Consider the following 19,014-nt stretch of genomic DNA (forward strand, 5'->3'; position numbering starts at 1 on the left):
ACATGAGCAGCAGAACTTTTTGGAAAAAGGAGAAATTCTATTATACATGGAAGATATACGCGAAATGTTGAAAAAGGTGGCGGCAGGCGAGCTGTCTGTGGATAACGCTGTCCTGGAACTGAAGAAAGAGCCGTTTACGGCAGCAGGATACGATGACCTGGGATTCGCGAAGCTGGATACCCACCGGAAGCTGCGTCAGGGAGCGGCGGAGGTGATCTACGGAGCGGGGAAAACACCGCAGCAGATCGCCGGAATTGTGGAAGCGATGAAAAAAAGCGGACAGGAGACGATCCTGATCACCCGCGTGGATGAGGAGAAGAGCCGGGAGACAGAGAAACTTCTCGCTGGAAAGTACCCGGAAGGAAGCGGCTACACATATTTTAAGGACGCAAAAGTAGCAATCTGCGGAAAATTCCCGGAAAAAGACGGCGTCGGAACCATCGTTGTTGCGACGGGCGGAACCAGTGATATTCCGGTTGCGGAGGAAGCGGCACTTACGGCAGAGGCACTTGGAAACCAGGTGGAACGCCTCTATGATGTGGGGGTTGCGGGCCTGCACCGCCTGCTGTCCCACATGGATTCTATTATGGATGCCCGTGTAATTATCGCCATCGCGGGGATGGAAGGCGCTCTCGCCAGCGTCATCGGCGGTCTCGCCGACTGCCCGGTGATCGCGGTGCCGACCAGCATCGGATACGGCGCGTCCTTCGGCGGTGTATCAGCGCTGCTCTCCATGCTGAATTCCTGCGCCAGCGGTGTCAGTGTGGTGAATATCGATAATGGATTCGGCGCCGGATATCTGGCGAGCATGATGAATCATATGCGTGGATAAGACTTCTGTTAACGTTGTCGGATCTGTCCGATCCGTAAATGATATGGCGGAATCGTCGAATAAAGCTGTCGATTCGAATGGAATGAAAGAAAATAATTTGTACTTTTTTAATGAGGTGGAATCAATATGAAAACATTATATTTTGACTGTGGAATGGGCGCTGCCGGAGATATGCTGATGGCATCTCTCTACGAGATCTGCCCGGATAAAGAGAAATTTTTAAAGAGCATGAACGAAATGGGTCTGCCGGGACTCTCCATTGAGGCGGAACCGTCAGTAAAGTGCGGAATCACAGGAACACATATGAAGGTGACGATCCACGGGGAGGAAGAGGAGAGCGTGGATGTCGATCTGCAGGGGCATGAGCACGAGCATCATCAGGAGCATAACCATGAAGATAGTCAGCATAGCCATGCTCACGATCACCACCATGATCATGAAGATACCCACCATGACCATAGTCACGAATCCCATCATCATGCCCACGAAATGGCAGAGTCAGCAGCAGAACAGACAGTTCACGAATGTATATATGATAAACAGGCTGATCAAAACCACGAGAATCAAAACGATCTCAATCACCCCCACACCCATGACCACGATCATAATTGCGGACATGATCATACCCACGATCATGGTCACCCCCACCACCATCACGCCAGCATGGCAGGTATTTCCCATATCATCGAGCACTTAAACCTCCCGGAAGAGGTAAAGAACGACATCGTGGCAGTCTACCGCCTGATCGCCGAGGCCGAGTCCCACGTCCACGGAAAGACCGTCGAGGAGATCCACTTCCACGAGGTGGGCACCGCCGACGCGATCGCGGATATCGCTGGAGTCTGCCTTTTAATGCACATGATCGCCCCACAGAAGGTGATCGCATCCCCGATCCATGTCGGAAGCGGAAATGTCCGCTGCGCCCACGGGATCCTGCCGGTACCGGCACCTGCGACAGCATTTATTTTACAGGGACTCCCAATCTACAGCGGAGATATCAGAGGTGAGCTCTGCACCCCGACCGGAGCGGCATTGTTAAAGCACTTTGTGACAGAATTTAAGGAAATGCCGGTTATGCGGACCGCTGCCATTGGCTACGGTATGGGAAAGAAAGACTTTGAACGTGCAAACTGCGTGCGCGTCCTCTTAGGCGAGACAGAGGAGAATGGAAGTGAAGTGACAGAGCTCTCCTGTAATCTCGACGATATGACCCCGGAAGCCCTCGGCTTCGTTCAGGAGATCCTCTTTGCCGCAGGTGCCCTTGAGGTCTACACGATCCCGATCGGTATGAAGAAGAGCCGCCCGGGAATCCTTTTAACCTGCATGTGCCGCTGCAATGACAAAAAGAAGATGGTTTCCCTGCTCTTCAAACACACAACAACGCTTGGCATCCGTGAGAGTATCAGCAAACGCTACACCCTGACAAGAACGATAAAGGAACATGAAACTCCGTATGGTGTGGTCCGGGAGAAGGTTTCCGAAGGATACGGTGTGTGCCGCGGAAAATTAGAGTACGAAGATATTGCAAAGATCGCGAGAGAGAATGGAATGTCGTTAGAGGAAGTTAAGGAATTAGTAGAGAAATAGAGAGTGAACGTAAAAAGCAAGGAAGAACTTATTTTAGCTCTGCCTTGCTTTTTACATTGCATTGATAACCATAGAGACAAAAAGAACTAGCATCCTACTTCCCACGGTAAAAAGCTACTCTCTTGTACATATCATAACGAATAAAACACATTTTATCAAGTTACTCTAGTTTAAAATATGCGTTAAATTTAAAGAAAAAACAGGCGTAAAAGTGACCAAATAGTTCAATCGACATCCGTCGACTTATATGGTAAAATTATCCTGTGATGGAGCGGAAAGCGTGGATGCGTTTCTGATGTCCGGTGCCCTCTGGTTTTATAAGGAGGGATGTCATATGAATACAATGGAAGTATTGACTCTTTTATTGGTAATATTTTCGGCGTTGACCTATATTGACCACCATAACGACAAAAAGAACTAGCATCCAACCGACCAAAGTAAAATGCTAGTTCTTTTCACACTATAACATACTGAGGGCATCGGACGTATATCCGAGTACCTTTCTGTCTTCATTATAACTGGAGCGGCTTGTTTTTTCAAGCCGCTCCAGTTTAATTTTAACTATTTTATTCAGAAATTAGCCAAAATATCTCTTTAAGAGACCAGCAAATGCCTTGCCATGTCTAGCCTCGTCTCTTGCCATCTCGTGAACTGTATCATGGATCGCATCAAGACCAGCGGCCTTTGCTCTCTTAGCGAGATCTGTCTTACCAGCAGTAGCGCCGTTCTCAGCCTCAACTCTCATCTCGAGGTTCTTCTTTGTGCTGTCTGTGATAACTTCACCGAGGAGCTCTGCGAACTTAGCAGCGTGCTCAGCCTCTTCGTAAGCTGCTTTCTCATAGTAAAGACCGATCTCCGGATAACCTTCTCTGTGGGCAACTCTTGCCATAGCGAGGTACATACCAACCTCAGAGCACTCACCGTTGAAGTTTGCTCTTAAGTCCTCAAGGATATCTTCGCTTACGCCCTGAGCAACACCAACTACGTGCTCAGAAGCCCAGCTCATTTCATCGCTCTGCTCAATGAACTTGGAAGCCGGTGCGTTACATACCGGACATTTCTCCGGAGCAGCCTCACCCTCATATACATAACCACATACGGAACAGACAAATTTCTTCATAGCGTTTTCTCCTTTTCATTTATAAAATATTGTGTTTTGAAATCAATAATAGTAACTGTTACTGATATTATATTCTAATTGACTCTGAATGTCAATAGAATTTTTATTTTTTTAGTATTCCTTTTTCCGGCAGTCCTCACATTCGCCGTAAAAGAAAACAGTGTGGGAATCGACCCGTCCCGGAAACGGAGCGGAGAGAAGATCCGAAGTGTCACGAACCAGCTCCAGAGGCATATCGATGATCGCTCCGCAAGTCTTGCACACAAAGTGATAATGCGGATCTGTGTTGTAATCAAAATGCTCCGATCCGTCTCCGCTGGAAAAACGCTGGATCTCGCCCATATCCGCCAGAAGCTTTAAATTGCGGTATACAGTTCCCAGGCTGATCTTCGGGTATTCTTTGCTGATCGTTACATAGACGGCGTCTGCGGTCGGATGATCCTTGCGGTTTTTCAGGCACTCCCGGATAGATTCGCGCTGGCGGCTGAATTTTAATGCTTTCATGGTGAACCTCCTTTCTGGATTTGTAAAGACCAAACAACAATAATAATGATAATTGTTATCAACATAATACCATCAGAGATATCCACTGTCAAGTATGAAGTGATAAAATTTTTTTAAAACTGCTCAGATCATACATGAAATCAAATTCCTTGAAAACAGCTGATCTCAGCGCCAAAACACATGTATTTAACTGCGTACAATCTGTAGGAAAATTCCTTGAAAACACCTTAAGAAGTGTTTATACTGTTCTTATAATTGAAGGCAGCCGGAAAACTGTTCTTCAAAGCTGCTCATATTCCCTGCTTGGCACGGGAGTCCCTACGGCAGCAGGACCAGAATTTCTGTACGATCCGTCCTCAAAACCCCACGAAACGGAGGTATATCCATGTATAACAGACACATCCGCCACCTTGTGACAGAGCTTGGAAACCGTCTGTCAGACAAAGAATTTTTAAAAAAGATCGGTCTCAGCCGCCGCAGCATGCAGCAGCTCTTTGATAAAGACCGCTGGGAAGTGATCTTCGAGAAGGCATTCCCGGTAACAAGACGTTTTTCCTGCGCGGAGATTCTGGAATTCTGCCGCGTAGATATGGAAAAACTCAGCAGTGAACCGGAGGAGGGATGGCTTTCCTTCGCTTATAAATATTCGACCCACATTCTGTACCCGGATGCGGATTTCGCTGTGTCCGCAGCTCCTTATGCGCCGTCTGCGCTCTATTTCCTGAATGTTCTCCAGTACTTCTTTGATGAAGAACGGAAGGTTCTGCCGTTCGATCCATATGATGATTTCCGCTTTCTGACAGAAGAAGAATATGCCGGTTTTGAGCGTGCCGGTGAGTATGCCCACTTTATCCGTGAGTTCCGTGATCAGTACATATACGAGATGATGCGGTTAAACCGTGAGGCGACCCCGTTCGAGACACTGGGACATATCGCGGGTGTCCACTATGTTGCGATGGTGGCAGCCCGAGGGCTTTATGAGGCGGGGGTGCCAATTGACCTGGCGTTGGCGTCGGGCGCAGCAGCGGGACATGACCTCGGAAAATTTGGCTGTAAGCCGGATGAGCGGGTTCCGTACCTTCACTATTTTTATACGAACCAGTGGTTTACCGCCTACAATATGGAAGGAATCGGCCACATCGCCGCGAACCATTCCACCTGGGATCTGGAGCTCGACAATATCTCTGTGGAGTCCCTGGTTCTGATTTACGCCGATTTCCGCGTAAAACAGATGCGCGGCGAGGATGGCCGCGAGATCACGAAGATCTACACGTTAAAAGATTCCTTTGATGTGATCCTGTCAAAGCTTGACAATGTGGATGAGGCAAAACGGAACCGCTACCGCGTCGTCTACTCCCGCCTCTACGAATTCGAGCGTTACATGCGTTCCAAAGGCGTGGATGTGGATCTGACAGGAAACCCGGATCCGGCGGAGCAGCCGGTAGATATTGTCGTACAGACCGGAAAACAGGTGGTCCGCTCCTTCGTATTCTGGGGAATCGAGCATAACATCGACGTGATGCACCGCCTCGGAACCGAGCGCCAGTTCGGAAATATCCTGGAGGCGGCGAGAAGCGAAAAAGACTGGAAGAATGTCCGCGCGTACTTAAATATGTTCAACGAATATTCGATCCACCTGAACCACCGCCAGAAAGAGCAGACCATCAGATTCCTGTATGAGCTCCTCTTAAACCGCGAGGGCGATATCCGGAGACAGGCGGCGGCGCTCATCGGAAAAATGTTCGCAGATTTCAACGCCGGATACCGGAAAGAGCTGCCGAAAAATATGCCGGATCCGGACGCTAAGACGGCACTGACGCTCTGGGAGGAGTATCTTGGACAGCTCATATGCCCGGATTATCGCCTGACACTGCAGCAGAAGAACCGAATTCAGAATTCTCTGAAATTTGTCATGGTATCCGCCATGGAACGGAGTTCGGAGAAGGTCCGGGAAGAGCTGTTCGAAGTCTTCATGAAGTGGTTTGACGGACACCACCGCCTTGTGGGTGATCCGGTATTCTACCTATTAGACTGTATATTCTCCCTGCCTCTGGATCTTTGCAGCAAGGGGAGTCGTCTGGAACGTTTGATCTGCTTTGCCATCAGCCATATGGACGACCCGGATGAGAAGGTGCAGATCGCGGCCGTCCGCGTCTTAAAGGTTCTGACCCAGGCGGTGCCGCCGGAAAGCGCCTGCTACGAGATCGTCTGCGACGCGGCGCACCGGATCAATCCGAGGACGATCACGCTGCTGTTTTTACAGTACCGGATCTATACGAACCTGCGCCTGGACACCACTGCCCAACGGGAAGTCTTATACGGACATGATGTGGTCAGCGATATCTTCCTTGAAAATTTAAAATCCGCTACTCCGTGGATCTTGAAATCCGTAAACATCAAGCTTCTGGCAGATCAGGTAGATCACGGAAAGCGGGATCACCTTCTCCATATCTGTGCCCATTTTTCCAACCTGATCAAAGTCAGCGAGCAGGTTGGTGTCCGCCATGACGCGGGCCGCGCGCTCCTGCGTCTTGCCCATTTGCTGGCAACAGACCAGAGAAACGAGATCGCGGTGGAACTCTTAAAGGGACTGGAAGTGGGAGAGTACGAGTTCTCCAAATACATTCCGGAATACCTCGGCGAGTTCGCCTTATGGCTGCCGCCGGAACAGCTTGATGACATGATCGAGCGACTGCACATCCTGCTGGCGAACGGAAACGAACGGATCGTGTCCGTTGCCCTCGATACGTTAGGAGTCCTTTTGGAGTGCTATTCGCGGTATACCGTCCGTTTCCATGAGTCCGAGGAAGTATCGGAAGAACGCCGCATGAAGCTTCTCGGCCTGATTTTAAGCTGTCTTGCAAACTACCGGGAGCAGGTCCGTCAGGAGGCACTGCTTGTCATTGGACAGCATATTTTCGGCTCCCAGATCCTTGCGGAGCGGGACAAGAGCAGAATGTTCTCCCTTTGCGCAAAGAAACTCCTGTTCCTGTTAAATGAGAATAAGGGCGGCGAGCTGAGTCTCTACTACCGTGCCGCGACCCTGTCCCATATCGACCGTTTTATCGCTCACTACCAGTTGTTCGGCGGTCTGGTGGAGACCAGGACGCGGGAGAAGATCGCATTTTTCCCGGGAACCTTTGACCCGTTTACCTTATCCCACAAGGAGATCGCAAAGAAGATCCAGGAGCTCGGATTTACCGTATTTCTTGCCATTGATGAGTTTTCCTGGTCGAAGAAGACCCAGCCGCATCTGGTGCGCCGACAGATCGTAAACATGTCCATCGCGGACGAGTTTTATGTCCATTTATTCCCGGACAACACGCCGGTAAATATCGCGAATCCGGCGGACCTGCGGAGGCTGAAGGAGATGTTCCCGACGGAAGAACTCTATATCGTTGTGGGATCCGACGTGATCCACAACGCGAGCTCCTACAAGAAGGATCCGGAGGAGAATTCCATCCATTCCTTCAACCACATCGTCTTCCGGCGCCCTGGTGAGGCACACCCGACGGAGGTTTACGAGCAGATCACCGGAAAAGTCGTGCAGCTGGAGCTCCCGCAGGAGCTGGAGGATATCAGCTCCACGAAGATCCGTGAAAATATTGATAACCACCGCGATATTTCCAGCCTCATCGACCCGGTAGTCCAAGAATACATTTACCACAAGGGCATGTACCTGCGCGAGCCGGAATTCAAGCCGATCTTACGGGCGAAAGCTATCGCCTTCGAGAACGCGGCGGGCAGGGACCGTGAGGTACTGGACGAGCTTGGAAACACCGTTCTCTACGGACATCCGGACGCCCAGGCGATCCTGACAAAGATCCAGGTGGAGAATGACCGCCTGCTGATCTTAAGAAATACCGTGGAAGGTGAGCGCCCGGCGGGCTTTGTGAGCTACCGGGAGATCGGAAACGAGGATCTGTTCGGCGTCTTAAAGGACATGGAGCTGGCAAACCTGGTCCGCGGAAAGAGCAGCCGGGAGATCCTTCTGATCACAGGCATCTATGCGAGAGAGGACGGCACCGGGGACAGCGGGGTGATCCGCGATGCCCCGCAGCAGCTTCTCGTTGAAGTGCTGGCGAAAGAGTTGGAGAAAAACTACAGTTTCGCATTGTTTGTCGCGGAGCGCGGCACAGCGACGAAAGAGGTCGTGTACGTGCTGGAGAGACAGGGCTTTATCCGTCCGCATATGGCGGACGAGAACGACAAGCGGACGATCTACATGGTCGACATGCATGAGCCGTTAATGTTCCTGCATAACCTGGATACTACGATCAAGGAGCCGTTTGCCAGCAATCCGGCGGTTCTGGATGCTGTGGAGAAAAACCACAAAAAGCTTCAGATCGCTATGACGAAGCTGTATCCGGGAAATCTTGTACTGTCCTTGTCATCCGGCATCATGTATCATCGTCTTGTGGACCGGATCACGGCGCTCAACGATGTTCCGAGAGAGCCGCTGGTGCCGAGAAGACTCGGAAAGAACATGTGCGTTCCGTTCGGTAAGATCCTGCGTGGAAAGGTTGTGCCGAATACGGTGACGAAGACGCTGCATACCGATAAGGTCTATGAGCCGGATCTGAACAGCTTTACGATCGAGCCGTTCCCGTACTACTCACCGTTAAAAAGCCAGATCGAGACCATCAAGTCCTTCGATCGGCCGGTGATCCTGGTGGATGACCTCGTCCACACGGCGAACCGGCTCCAGGTGCTCGTTCCGCAGCTCAGGGAAGACGGGATCCCCATCAAGAAGGTCGTCGTGGGCGTCCTGTCCGGCTACGGCCGCGACCTGATGCAGTGCCTGAAGGTGCCGGTGGAGAGCATCTACTCGATGCCGAACCTGCGCCAGTGGTTCGTGGAGTCTACACTGTATCCGTTTATCGGTGGCGATACCGTGCGCCGTGAGGAGATGAAGGTTGCGGGACTTCAGCCGTCCATCAACATGATTCTGCCCTACGCGACGCCGAGACTTTCCGGCTGCAGCCGGGAGGCGCTTGTGGAGTTCTCGGCCTGCTGTATCGAGAATTCCAGGGATCTTTTCCAGGTCCTTGAAGCGGAATACCGGAAAATGTACGCGAAAAACCTTACCCTTTCACGCCTCTCCGAGGCCGTCATCCTGCCGCTCTGCCCGGATAAGGGAAGCTGTATGGAGTATGATGAGAACCTGGCGGCGTCAGTATATCTGGAGAATGATCTGGAGACGCTGTGGAGGATGAAAGAGTTTCTGATCAAGGGATAAAATGCTGAACGCCGTCTGGAATTTCGAGAGGCTGAGGGCTTAAAAGGAAGATCTGCGATAATCGTGGGCTGTGTATCAAAGCCGTAAGGTCGGCAGACCTGAATGGCTTTGGTGCATGGCAGTAAAATATGGAAATCAGGGGGAATGAAATTATGGTAACCTATTATAAAATCGGAGACATGTTTTGCGCGTCCGCGCACGGTGATCTGCCATATGAGAAAACAGAGAAACCGGCAGCAGGAACAAAGCTCACCTGGCTCTTTACCGGCGGACCTGGCAGCCGCCGCGCCTCATTTCTTGTAAACCATCCGGCAGAACTCTTCATGGAGAAAGAGGATGTCAGCTGGTTAAACACAAACAGATTAAATGCGTCCGCATACAACGGACAGACCAGGGAACTCCCGGCGGATCTCCTCGCGCAGCTCGATGCCGGAACACTCCGCGCGGTAAACGCGTCCCACCCGAAATTTGAGGAGATCCTGGCATATAAGCCGAAAGAGGGCAAAAAGCGTGTCCATGTTCTGGCGATCGGCGATGTGGGCAGCATGCTCTTAACAGGTCTCCATCTTCTCGGCGGAGATGTGATCTCCTCCATCGGAATCTGTGATATCTCCGACAAGGTGACTGCCCGCTGGGAGTTTGAGGAGAACCAGATCGCCTATCCGTGGGACTATGACGCGATGCCGGAGGTGGACGTTGTGGACCAGGATCACCTCTTTGACTGTGATGTGTTCGTATTCGTGGCCTCAAAGGGAATCCCGCCGGTCGGTTCCGGTGTCAAGGATGTCCGCATGTACCAGTTCGAGAACAACTCAAAGATCATCGGACATTACGCGAAGATGGCGAGAGAAAAGAACTTTAAGGGCTTATTCTGCGCCGTCTCCGATCCGGTGGACCCGCTTGCGAAGACCGCGTTCCTTGAGAGCAACAAGAATGAGGCAGGAGAGTACGACTGGATGGGGCTTCTCCCGGAGCAGATACAGGGATTCGGCCTCGGTGTTATGAATGCGAGAGCTGCATATTATGCAAAACGTGATCCGAGGTTTAAGCAGTTTTTGACGGAAGGCCGTTCCTTCGGACCGCACGGACAGGATCTCGTTATCGCGGATTCCATCGAAAACTACAACGATGAGCTCTCAAAAGAACTGACAAACCTCACCGTCACCGCAAACCTCCACATGCGCGCCATCGGCTACAAACCGTTCGTTGCCCCGGCGTTCTCATCCGGCGCGATCTCGATCCTGATGACGCTCAGAAAGCAGTGGCACTGCGGTTCCGTGTTTCTCGGCGGCGTTTACATGGGCGTGAAGAACCGCTATACAGAACAGGGCCTCGAGACGGAGGCACTGGCGCTGCCGGACGCTTTGTATGAGAGGATCGTGTTCGCGGCTGAAAATCTTGCGAAGATCGTGTAGAGGTTGTTTCTGCGGCGAAGGCTAGAATATAGAAAAATGCTGATCTGATTTGTCCCGGCAGGTTTCCCGTATGTCGGGGAGAACTGCCGGGATTTTTATACGTGCCGTGTTGAGGATGGAAAGCCGTTGTTATAAAAATATCAGTGATCATGTATATTGAGTGAAGCAGATTTATCAGGGAGAGTGATACATCATGGAGAGTGACAGATTGTTAGTTCTATATCCGCAAAAACGAGGCCCGGAGAAAGAACGGTCGCGTATGGACGAGGTTTTGAGGGCGGCGCTTGACGGGATCGATACCGAGATCGTGGAAGATATGGAAATTTTGGAGCAGGATCCCTTCAAATATCGTGGACGCAGACTCCTGTTTGCAGTTCCACTTGGGAGAAATGGCATCAACCGCGGTTACTACGAAGTTCTCGCCTGGCTGCGGGGCGGTGACCAGGTCCTCGCGGGGGCGACTGCTGGGATGATCATCGACGCGGAGAGCGAATTCTACACGAAAGCGACGGCAAGAGAGCTTGCGGTGGCGGCAAACCGCGCCGGATGTGCCTTTGTCGGCCGCCCGCTGGTGGAAGGAACCGCCTCCCTCGATAACTACCTGATCCAGGCTGCCAATATGAACACCGATCGGTTCGGCGCTTATAAAAAGAGCGCTGCGATCCTGGCACATCAAATTCTGGAAGAAACATGGCAGCCGAAAGAAGAATCGCACCTTCTGGTCCTTCACGCCTCAAACCACAGGACCTCCAATACCCTGGCGATTTGGCAGAAAGTAAAGGAGTGCCTGGATGAACGGATCAGGATTCAGGAGATCAACCTGCGAAACGGCACTCTCGTGGACTGTTCGGGATGTCCATACCAGATGTGCCTGCACTTTGGTGAGCAGGGAAAATGCTTCTACGGCGGAGCCATGGTGGAAAATATCTACCCGGCGGTCAAGTGGGCTGACGCGATCCTGCTCCTCTGTCCAAACTACAACGATGCCCTGTCCGCGAATATGACGGCGTTTATCAACCGCCTGACAGCCCTGTTCCGGACCACACGGTTCTACGACAAAGCCCTGTTCGGAATTATCGTATCCGGCTATTCCGGCAGTGACCTTCTCGCTGGGCAGCTCGTAACAGCCCTCAATATGAACAAGACCTTCTACCTCCCGGGCAATTTCTGCATGATGGAGACAGCCAACAACGCCGGTGCTGCCATGAAGCTTCCGGGTATCGAAGACAGGATCAAGGAATTTAGCGAAAAAATGACGCATATACTGATAAAAGAGACACAAAATAGCTGATACAATTTTTGAATTTCAAGCAATTGTGCGTCAAAACTTTACATCACGGAAGTGAACAACTGCAATTATGAGAAAAGCAACGAATAGCTGAAAGATTTCAGACGTTTACAAAAATTACTAATATTTGTTGCAAAAGTAACAATAGAGATGTATAATATGTTCGTAAGCTTCCTTTGCTGAAACATTGTGCAAAGGAACAGAAAAAGGAGGTAGAAAGATATGAGAAAGAGATTTTCCGTAGCAATGGCACTCGCATTATCCTGTGCAATGGTACTGACCGCTTGTTCCGGCGGCAGCAAACCGGCAGAGACCACAGCCGCAGCAGCAGCCGACACTACCGCGGCAGCAGCTGAAACAACAGCAGCCGCAGCAGCAGCCCCGAGTGGTGATGCCCAGAAGTTAACAATGGGTACTGGCGGAACCACCGGTACATATTACGCATTCGGTGGTGTAATCGCGAATGTATTAAACAGCAAAGACATCGGAGTGAACATTAACGTTCAGTCTACTGGTGCTTCCAAAGCAAATATCTACCTTGTAAACGACGGTGAAGCAGACCTCGCGATCGTACAGAACGACGTTATGGATTATGCTTACAACGGAACTGACCTCTTCGCAGAAGAAGGCGCAGCAAAAGATTTCACAACAGTTGCAGCCCTCTACGCTGAGGTTTGCCAGATCGTATCCTCCGGCGATATCAAATCTGTCGCTGACTTAAAGGGCAAGAGAGTATCCGTTGGTGACGCAGGCTCTGGTGTTGAGTTCAACGCACGTCAGATCCTCGAGGCTTATGACATCTCCTTCGATGATATCCAGGTCAACAACCTCGGATTCGGTGATTCCGCAGATGCGTTAAAAGACGGCAAGATCGATGCTTTCTTCTGTACAGCAGGCGCACCGACAACAGCGATCGTAGAGCTCGCTACAACAAACGCGATCAACCTTCTTGAGATCGATGACGAGCATGCGAAGAAGCTTGCGGATGCACATCCGTTCTACACAACATACGCAATCCCGGGCGGCTCCTATAAGGGCGTTGACGATGATGTTCAGACAGTTGCTATCAAAGCTACTCTGATCGCATCCCCGAAGCTTTCCGAAGAAACAGTTTATAACCTCACAAAGGCTATTTTCGATAACAAAGATGAGATCGCTTCCACACATGCAAAGGGCGAAGAGCTTGATCTCGAATATGCGGTTTCCGGTATTTCTGTTCCGTTCCATCCGGGTGCTGAGAAGTACTTCAAGGAAGTAGGAGCAATCAAGTAATTACCTTGAAAAACAGGAAAGTAAGATTCTTTACAGTGGCAGCAATAATCACGGCAATTATTGCTGCCACTCTTGCCTATACCTTACGAAGCGGAGACTATCTGGTCCTGAGGAACGGAGACACAAACGCAGAATATGCCCGCTTCCGGGTAAAAGAGGGGGATGAGTTTTCTGTAACGTTCATCCACTCGGTAAATAAGTATCCGTTGACGGACGTTTACGAGATCCGCGACCACAAGATCTACGTGATCCGCACGATCTACAATAATTTCGGTGCGGGCGTGCAGACAGAGATCGAGGATGGGCAGACGCTTACGTATGATGAAAACGGGGAGATGGTTGTTTCCGGGTTTGACAAGGAAATGCCGTATCTCTCATATATTGTGGGTACGGTCTCGGACCACACACTCACACTTCACGGAAAAGAAATCAGTTTGAGGGATCTCTGCGGACGAAACAGCAAAGTAGAGTTCTCCTGTGAACATAAAGGATTCTAAGCGTTAAAAGAGTTTCGGACATATCCGGCGCCTGTTTGTATAGGGGGTATACAGGGGCAGCGCCGGAAACGAAATATAAAGGAGGGATTGGTATGGCAGAGAAAGACAACATGAAAGTCAACACATCTCCGGTGGCTGATGTGGAGACCGGTACCGCCGAAGATGTCGAAGCCATCATGAAAAAGTACGACCGTGAATCGAATACCCGAATCTGGGAAGGCACCCCGAAGCAGGTCATTCGTTTCCTTCTGGCAGCGTTTTCAGTTTTAATGCTCTATATGAACCTGTTTGCAAACTGGGATGAGCGTGTAAGACGTTCCCTGTTTGTCGGTTTTGTAATTATCCTTTCATTCCTGGTATATCCGATGAAAAAGGGAAGCTCAAAAAAGAATTCCGTTCCGATCTACGATATTATCCTTATGGTACTCGGAGCCGGTGCTTACTTCTATTTCGTATTTAACTTTAAAACAATTATCGGCCACGCGACACGAATCAGCCAGACAGAGGTTATCGTTGGCGTGATCGGTATCCTGATCTTAGCAGAAACATGCCGCCGCGTTGTAGGTATTCCGATCCTCTGTGTGGCGACATTCTTTGTGGGTTACGCGTTTTATAACGGACTTGGACAGGGCAGAGCCTTCGCGGTAGTCTTAAAGTCCATCGTTTACAACCTGTTCTATACGACGAGTGGTGTTATCGGTACTCCGATTGGTGTCTGCTCCACGTATATCGCACTGTTTATCCTGTTCGGCGCTTTCCTTGAGGCGACCGGTATTTCTGAATTCTTTATCCAGCTGGCAAACTCTCTGGCAGGCGCTTCCACAGGCGGACCGGCAAAGGTAGCGGTTATCTCCTCTGCTCTCTGCGGTATGGTATCCGGAAGCTCCGTTGGTAATACAGTAACGACCGGTTCCGTAACGATCCCGTTAATGAAGAAGACCGGTTATCAGGGTGAATTCGCAGGTGCCGTTGAGGCAGCTTCCTCCACCGGTGGACAGATCATGCCGCCGATCATGGGCGCCGCCGCATTCTTAATGGCTGAGATGGTAGGCGTTCAGTACGGCGAGATCGCGATGAGAGCGATCTTCCCGGCACTCCTCTACTTCACAGGTATCTTCATTACTGTACACCTTGAGGCAAAGAGACTTGGCTTAAAGGGTATCCCGAAGGATGAGCTTCCGAAATTCGGACCGTTATTTGTCCGTCAGGGTTATCTTCTTATTCCGTTAGTTGCCCTTGTTGCAATGGTTATGATGGGCTACACGATGTCCCGTGCAGCGATCATCGCTACCGCCCTTGCAATCCTTGTCAGCATGCCGAATAAAGAAACAAGAATGAACCCGACAAGATTCATCAACGCGTTGGAGGCAGGCGGTAAGAATACACTTTCCGTAGCTGTTGCCTGCGGCGTTGCCGGAATCATCGCCGGTGTCGTAACAATGACCGGTCTTGGACAGCTCCTGATCTCCGCAATTGTCGGCGTTGCCGGTGACCGCGTGATCGTAGCATTATTCCTTACTATGTTAACCTGTATCGTTCTTGGTATGGGCGTTCCGACAACTGCAAACTACATCATTATGGCTACCACATGTGCACCGATCCTCGTAAACGGTATGGGAATCAACAAGATCGCTGCCAACATGTTCGTATTCTACTTCGGTATCGTAGCAGATATCACACCGCCGGTTGCTCTTGCAGCTTACGCAGGATCCGCGATCGCGAAATCCAACCCGATGAAGACCGCGTTAAACGCATCCCGTCTTGCGATCGCAGCGTTCATCGTACCGTATATCTTCGCGTTTAACCCGGCAATGTTATTTATCGATACAGGCGTTCTCGGTGTTGTAACGATCATCGTAACATCCCTGATCGGTCTGTTCGGCGTTGCAGCCGGTCTTGAAGGCTATATGTTCGCGAACCTGAATGTGATCGAGAGACTCTTATCCATCGTCGGAGGTCTCTGCCTGATCATTCCGGGAACCGTGACAGACATTGTCGGTATCGTTCTTGTCGGAATTTCAGCGGCGCTGCAGATCATGAAAAAGAAGAAAGCGGCTGTGGCATAGAAGAAATGGATGAAAGTTATATCGGAGTATATTGCAAAGGAAATTTGCATATGATATAATGGCTAAGAAAGAAATAGAACATAGTTCAAATTTACACAAAATGAAACCCCTCAGAGCGGCATCTCTGAGGGGTTTCTTCTCGTTTTATGTAGTTGAGCATCTACAGGTTAGTTACCGATCCAGTTTACTGTCTAACCATTTGATGATGTAGTGACACACCACACCAGCCATGACAGCAACTATAAAAGAAAAAACATAATCCAAATTTACACCTCCTTTCTGTCACCAGATTGGAGTGGGTAACGAGACGAGTATATCATAGGCAGGAGAAAATTGATAGTTACTCCAGTATAAAACAGAGATAAAAAATAGACTTTTGTGAGGAATATTTGTGTATGAGGAGATCCCTGTTTTCATTGATTTTATCTTGCAAGCGACATTAAAGTATGCTACACTTTCCGTAAAGTTTACCACTGTATCTGCGTAAAGAGAGGAAGGAAAAACGATGGAATTATTATATGGAAGTACCCGCGGCGGGGAGACTGGCGTGACAGCATCCCAGGCAGTGTTAAAAGGACTTGCAGATGACGGCGGTCTCTACGTTCCGGAGCGCATCCCGACGTTGGACGTGACGATGGACGAGCTTGCCGGAATGACATATCAGGAGACGGCATACGCAGTTATGAAACAGTTCCTGACCGATTACACGGAAGAAGAACTGAAATACTGTATTTCCCATGCATACGATGAGAAATTCGACACAGAGGAGATTGCACCGCTCGCAAAGGCGGACGGCATGTATTTCCTGGAGCTGTTCCACGGAAAGACGATCGCTTTCAAGGATATGGCACTCTCCATTCTGCCGTACCTTATGACAACGGCTGCAAAGAAGAACCATGCGAAGAACGAAATCGTGATCCTGACCGCTACATCCGGAGATACCGGAAAGGCAGCTATGGCCGGATTCGCTGACGTTCCGGGAACAAGAATCATCGTCTTCTATCCGAAGAACGGAGTAAGCCGTGTTCAGGAGCTTCAGATGCTGACCCAGAAGGGCGCAAACACATCTGTAGTCGGAATCGAAGGAAACTTTGATGATGCCCAGACAGGTGTAAAGAAGATCTTTGGCGATAAAGAATTCGCGAAAGAACTGGATGCTATGGGATTCCAGCTTTCCTCTGCAAATTCCATAAACATCGGCCGCCTTGTTCCACAGGTCGTTTACTATGTATACGCCTACGCGAAGCTTCTCGCAAACGGTGAGATCGAAAAAAATGAGAAGGTCAACGTCGTAGTTCCGACCGGAAACTTCGGAAACATCCTGGCAGCGTACTTCGCAAAACAGATGGGTGTTCCGTTCGGTAAGCTGATCTGCGCGTCCAATGACAATAAGGTCCTGTATGACTTCTTCCGGACAGGCACATACGATAAGAACCGTGAGTTCATCCTGACCACATCCCCGTCCATGGACATCCTCGTCTCCAGCAACTTAGAGCGCCTGCTCTACTTAAGCTGCGGAAGAGATGCCGCAAAGACAAAGGCGATGATGGAGCAGCTCTCCACAAACGGAAAATACGAGATCACTGAGGACATGAAGGAATTCATGAAGGACTTTGCCGCAGGCTACGCAGATATGGAAGAGAATGCGAAGGAGATCCGGAAAGTGTTCGATGATACCGGATACCTGATCGACACCCATACAGGCGTTGCAGCAGCCGTCTACGAGCAGTATAAGGCGAAGACCGGCGATACCACAAAGACTGTGATCGCGTCCACAGCAAGCCCGTACAAGTTCTCCAGAAGCGTTATGGAGGCAGTCCTCGGAAAGAAAGAGGATGCCGATGAGTTCGCCCTGATCGATGAGATGGAGCGCATTTCCGGCGTGAAGATCCCGCAGGCCATCGAGGAGATCCGCGACGCGAAGATCCTCCACAACCGTCAGTGCAAGCCGGAGGAAATGGAAGAAACTGTGAAACAAACCTTTTCAAAGTAGGGTAAATCGGTTATAATAAAATTATCATGACAACAGTACCTGTTGGGAATAGATGGCGTCTGCTCCGCATATAAATGGAAACAGACGGCAGATCCGGCGGGACAGGCTGTTCTGTCAAAATAACGATTCAAATGGAGGCCTATATGTTAGTAACAGCGAAAGAAATGCTTGAGAAAGCAAGAGACGGCAAGTACGCAGTAGGACATTTCAACATCAACAACCTTGAGTGGACAAAAGCGATCCTGCAGACAGCAGAGGAACTGAGATCCCCGGTTATCCTGGGTGTTTCAGAGGGCGCAGGAAAATACATGACAGGCTTTAAGACCGTAGTAGGTATGGTAAACGGTATGCTGGAAGAGATGAAGATCACTGTTCCGGTAGCTCTTCACTTAGACCATGGTACCTACGAGGGATGCCTAAAGTGCATCGATGCTGGATTCTCCTCCATCATGTTCGACGGTTCTCACTACCCGATCGAAGAGAACGTTGAGAAGACAAAAGAACTGATCCGTATCTGCCGTGAAAAGGGAATGTCCCTCGAGGCAGAGGTTGGAGCGATCGGCGGCGAGGAAGATGGCGTTATCGGTATGGGCGAGTGTGCAGACCCGAACGAGTGCAAGATGATCGCTGACCTCGGAGTTGATATGTTAGCAGCAGGTATTGGAAATATCCATGGAAAATATCCGGCAAACTGGAAGGGCTTAAGCTTTGAGACACTTGCAGCTGTCAAAGAGGCTGTAGGCGATATGCCGCTCGTTCTCCACGGCGGTACCGGTATTCCGGAAGACATGATCAAGAAAGCGATCTCCCTCGGCGTAGCAAAGATCAATGTTAACACCGAGTGCCAGCTCGCGTTCGCAGACGCTACAAGAAAGTACATCGAAGCAGGAAAAGACCTTGAAGGAAAGGGATTCGACCCGAGAAAACTCCTTGCGCCGGGTGCAGAAGCGATCAAGGCGACCGTAAAGACAAAAATGGAGTTATTCGGTTCTGTCGGCAAAGCTGACTAAGCCGTTTAGCTTGCATTATCATGCAGTTAAAAATGTTCTCCCTAGTATCAGGGAGAACATTTTTTCAAGCTAAAATTGAAATTCAGCCGAAATACCCTGGCAGACCATGATTGGAACAGGCTGAATATTTACAGGTAATTCTCATACTTTTTAAAGTACGATTTCACCCCATGCCATAACGGGCAGCTTAT

The 19,014-nt window shown here is 50.1% G+C and carries 12 protein-coding genes; 10 read left to right on the top strand and 2 right to left on the bottom strand.

The features are described from left to right. Positions 1-46: 46 nt before the first annotated feature. Positions 47-832: a nickel pincer cofactor biosynthesis protein LarB gene (gene larB, locus DW826_RS08175; protein WP_117470534.1), complete on the top strand. Its 786-nt coding sequence runs from the start codon at positions 47-49 to the stop codon at positions 830-832. A gap of 126 nt (positions 833-958) precedes the next feature. After that, on the top strand, positions 959-2,419 hold the full coding sequence (gene larC / locus DW826_RS08180; protein ID WP_117552483.1) for a nickel pincer cofactor biosynthesis protein LarC: 1,461 nt from the start codon (positions 959-961) through the stop codon (positions 2,417-2,419). Positions 2,420-2,996: 577 nt separating this feature from the next. Here the strand turns inward: larC and DW826_RS08185 are convergent. Then, the gene (locus DW826_RS08185; RefSeq protein ID WP_021904452.1) at positions 2,997-3,539 is read right to left on the bottom strand and encodes an NADH peroxidase; all 543 of its coding nucleotides are present in this window, start codon (positions 3,537-3,539) and stop codon (positions 2,997-2,999) included. Positions 3,540-3,650: 111 nt separating this feature from the next. Beyond that, positions 3,651-4,043, bottom strand: a complete 393-nt coding sequence (locus DW826_RS08190; RefSeq protein ID WP_117515722.1) for a transcriptional repressor — start codon at positions 4,041-4,043, stop codon at positions 3,651-3,653. A 385-nt stretch (positions 4,044-4,428) separates the two neighbouring features. On the opposite strand from DW826_RS08190, the gene DW826_RS08195 reads away from it, so the two are divergent. From DW826_RS08195 to fba, 8 genes are all read left to right on the top strand, one after another. Then, complete coding sequence (locus DW826_RS08195) at positions 4,429-9,282, top strand: cytidyltransferase-related domain protein (protein ID WP_117552484.1); 4,854 nt, start codon at positions 4,429-4,431, stop codon at positions 9,280-9,282. A 152-nt stretch (positions 9,283-9,434) separates the two neighbouring features. Beyond that, the gene (locus tag DW826_RS08200) at positions 9,435-10,697 is read left to right on the top strand and encodes a lactate dehydrogenase (RefSeq protein WP_117552485.1); all 1,263 of its coding nucleotides are present in this window, start codon (positions 9,435-9,437) and stop codon (positions 10,695-10,697) included. Positions 10,698-10,890: 193 nt separating this feature from the next. Next, positions 10,891-11,988: an NAD(P)H-dependent oxidoreductase gene (locus DW826_RS08205; RefSeq protein ID WP_117470540.1), complete on the top strand. Its 1,098-nt coding sequence runs from the start codon at positions 10,891-10,893 to the stop codon at positions 11,986-11,988. 219 nt (positions 11,989-12,207) lie between these two features. Then, positions 12,208-13,257 carry a TAXI family TRAP transporter solute-binding subunit gene (locus tag DW826_RS08210; RefSeq protein WP_117515721.1) on the top strand — a complete coding sequence of 350 codons (1,050 nt, stop codon included), beginning with the start codon at positions 12,208-12,210 and terminating at the stop codon, positions 13,255-13,257. A gap of 35 nt (positions 13,258-13,292) precedes the next feature. Continuing rightward, positions 13,293-13,754 carry a DUF1850 domain-containing protein gene (locus DW826_RS08215; RefSeq protein WP_158553043.1) on the top strand — a complete coding sequence of 154 codons (462 nt, stop codon included), beginning with the start codon at positions 13,293-13,295 and terminating at the stop codon, positions 13,752-13,754. A 92-nt stretch (positions 13,755-13,846) separates the two neighbouring features. Beyond that, positions 13,847-15,820: a TRAP transporter permease gene (locus DW826_RS08220; protein ID WP_015552274.1), complete on the top strand. Its 1,974-nt coding sequence runs from the start codon at positions 13,847-13,849 to the stop codon at positions 15,818-15,820. A gap of 505 nt (positions 15,821-16,325) precedes the next feature. Beyond that, the gene (thrC, locus tag DW826_RS08225; RefSeq protein WP_015552275.1) at positions 16,326-17,813 is read left to right on the top strand and encodes a threonine synthase; all 1,488 of its coding nucleotides are present in this window, start codon (positions 16,326-16,328) and stop codon (positions 17,811-17,813) included. Positions 17,814-17,956: 143 nt separating this feature from the next. Beyond that, on the top strand, positions 17,957-18,823 hold the full coding sequence (fba, locus tag DW826_RS08230) for a class II fructose-1,6-bisphosphate aldolase (RefSeq protein WP_015552276.1): 867 nt from the start codon (positions 17,957-17,959) through the stop codon (positions 18,821-18,823). Positions 18,824-19,014: the final 191 nt, after the last annotated feature.

Source organism: Clostridium sp. AM34-11AC (assembly GCF_003435375.1).
Taxonomy (GTDB): Bacteria; Bacillota; Clostridia; order Lachnospirales; family Lachnospiraceae; genus Pilosibacter; species Pilosibacter fragilis.

Excerpts from the sequence above, each read along its gene's own strand:
- DW826_RS08205 (WP_117470540.1), top strand. The coding sequence starts at position 10,891 with ATGGAGAGTGACAGATTGTTAGTTCTATATCCGCAAAAACGAGGCCCG.
- thrC (WP_015552275.1), top strand. The coding sequence starts at position 16,326 with ATGGAATTATTATATGGAAGTACCCGCGGCGGGGAGACTGGCGTGACA.
- fba (WP_015552276.1), top strand. The coding sequence starts at position 17,957 with ATGTTAGTAACAGCGAAAGAAATGCTTGAGAAAGCAAGAGACGGCAAG.
- DW826_RS08195 (WP_117552484.1), top strand. The coding sequence starts at position 4,429 with ATGTATAACAGACACATCCGCCACCTTGTGACAGAGCTTGGAAACCGT.
- DW826_RS08200 (WP_117552485.1), top strand. The coding sequence starts at position 9,435 with ATGGTAACCTATTATAAAATCGGAGACATGTTTTGCGCGTCCGCGCAC.
- larB (WP_117470534.1), top strand. The coding sequence starts at position 47 with ATGGAAGATATACGCGAAATGTTGAAAAAGGTGGCGGCAGGCGAGCTG.
- DW826_RS08190 (WP_117515722.1), bottom strand. The coding sequence starts at position 4,043 with ATGAAAGCATTAAAATTCAGCCGCCAGCGCGAATCTATCCGGGAGTGC.
- DW826_RS08210 (WP_117515721.1), top strand. The coding sequence starts at position 12,208 with ATGAGAAAGAGATTTTCCGTAGCAATGGCACTCGCATTATCCTGTGCA.
- larC (WP_117552483.1), top strand. The coding sequence starts at position 959 with ATGAAAACATTATATTTTGACTGTGGAATGGGCGCTGCCGGAGATATG.
- DW826_RS08220 (WP_015552274.1), top strand. The coding sequence starts at position 13,847 with ATGGCAGAGAAAGACAACATGAAAGTCAACACATCTCCGGTGGCTGAT.
- DW826_RS08185 (WP_021904452.1), bottom strand. The coding sequence starts at position 3,539 with ATGAAGAAATTTGTCTGTTCCGTATGTGGTTATGTATATGAGGGTGAG.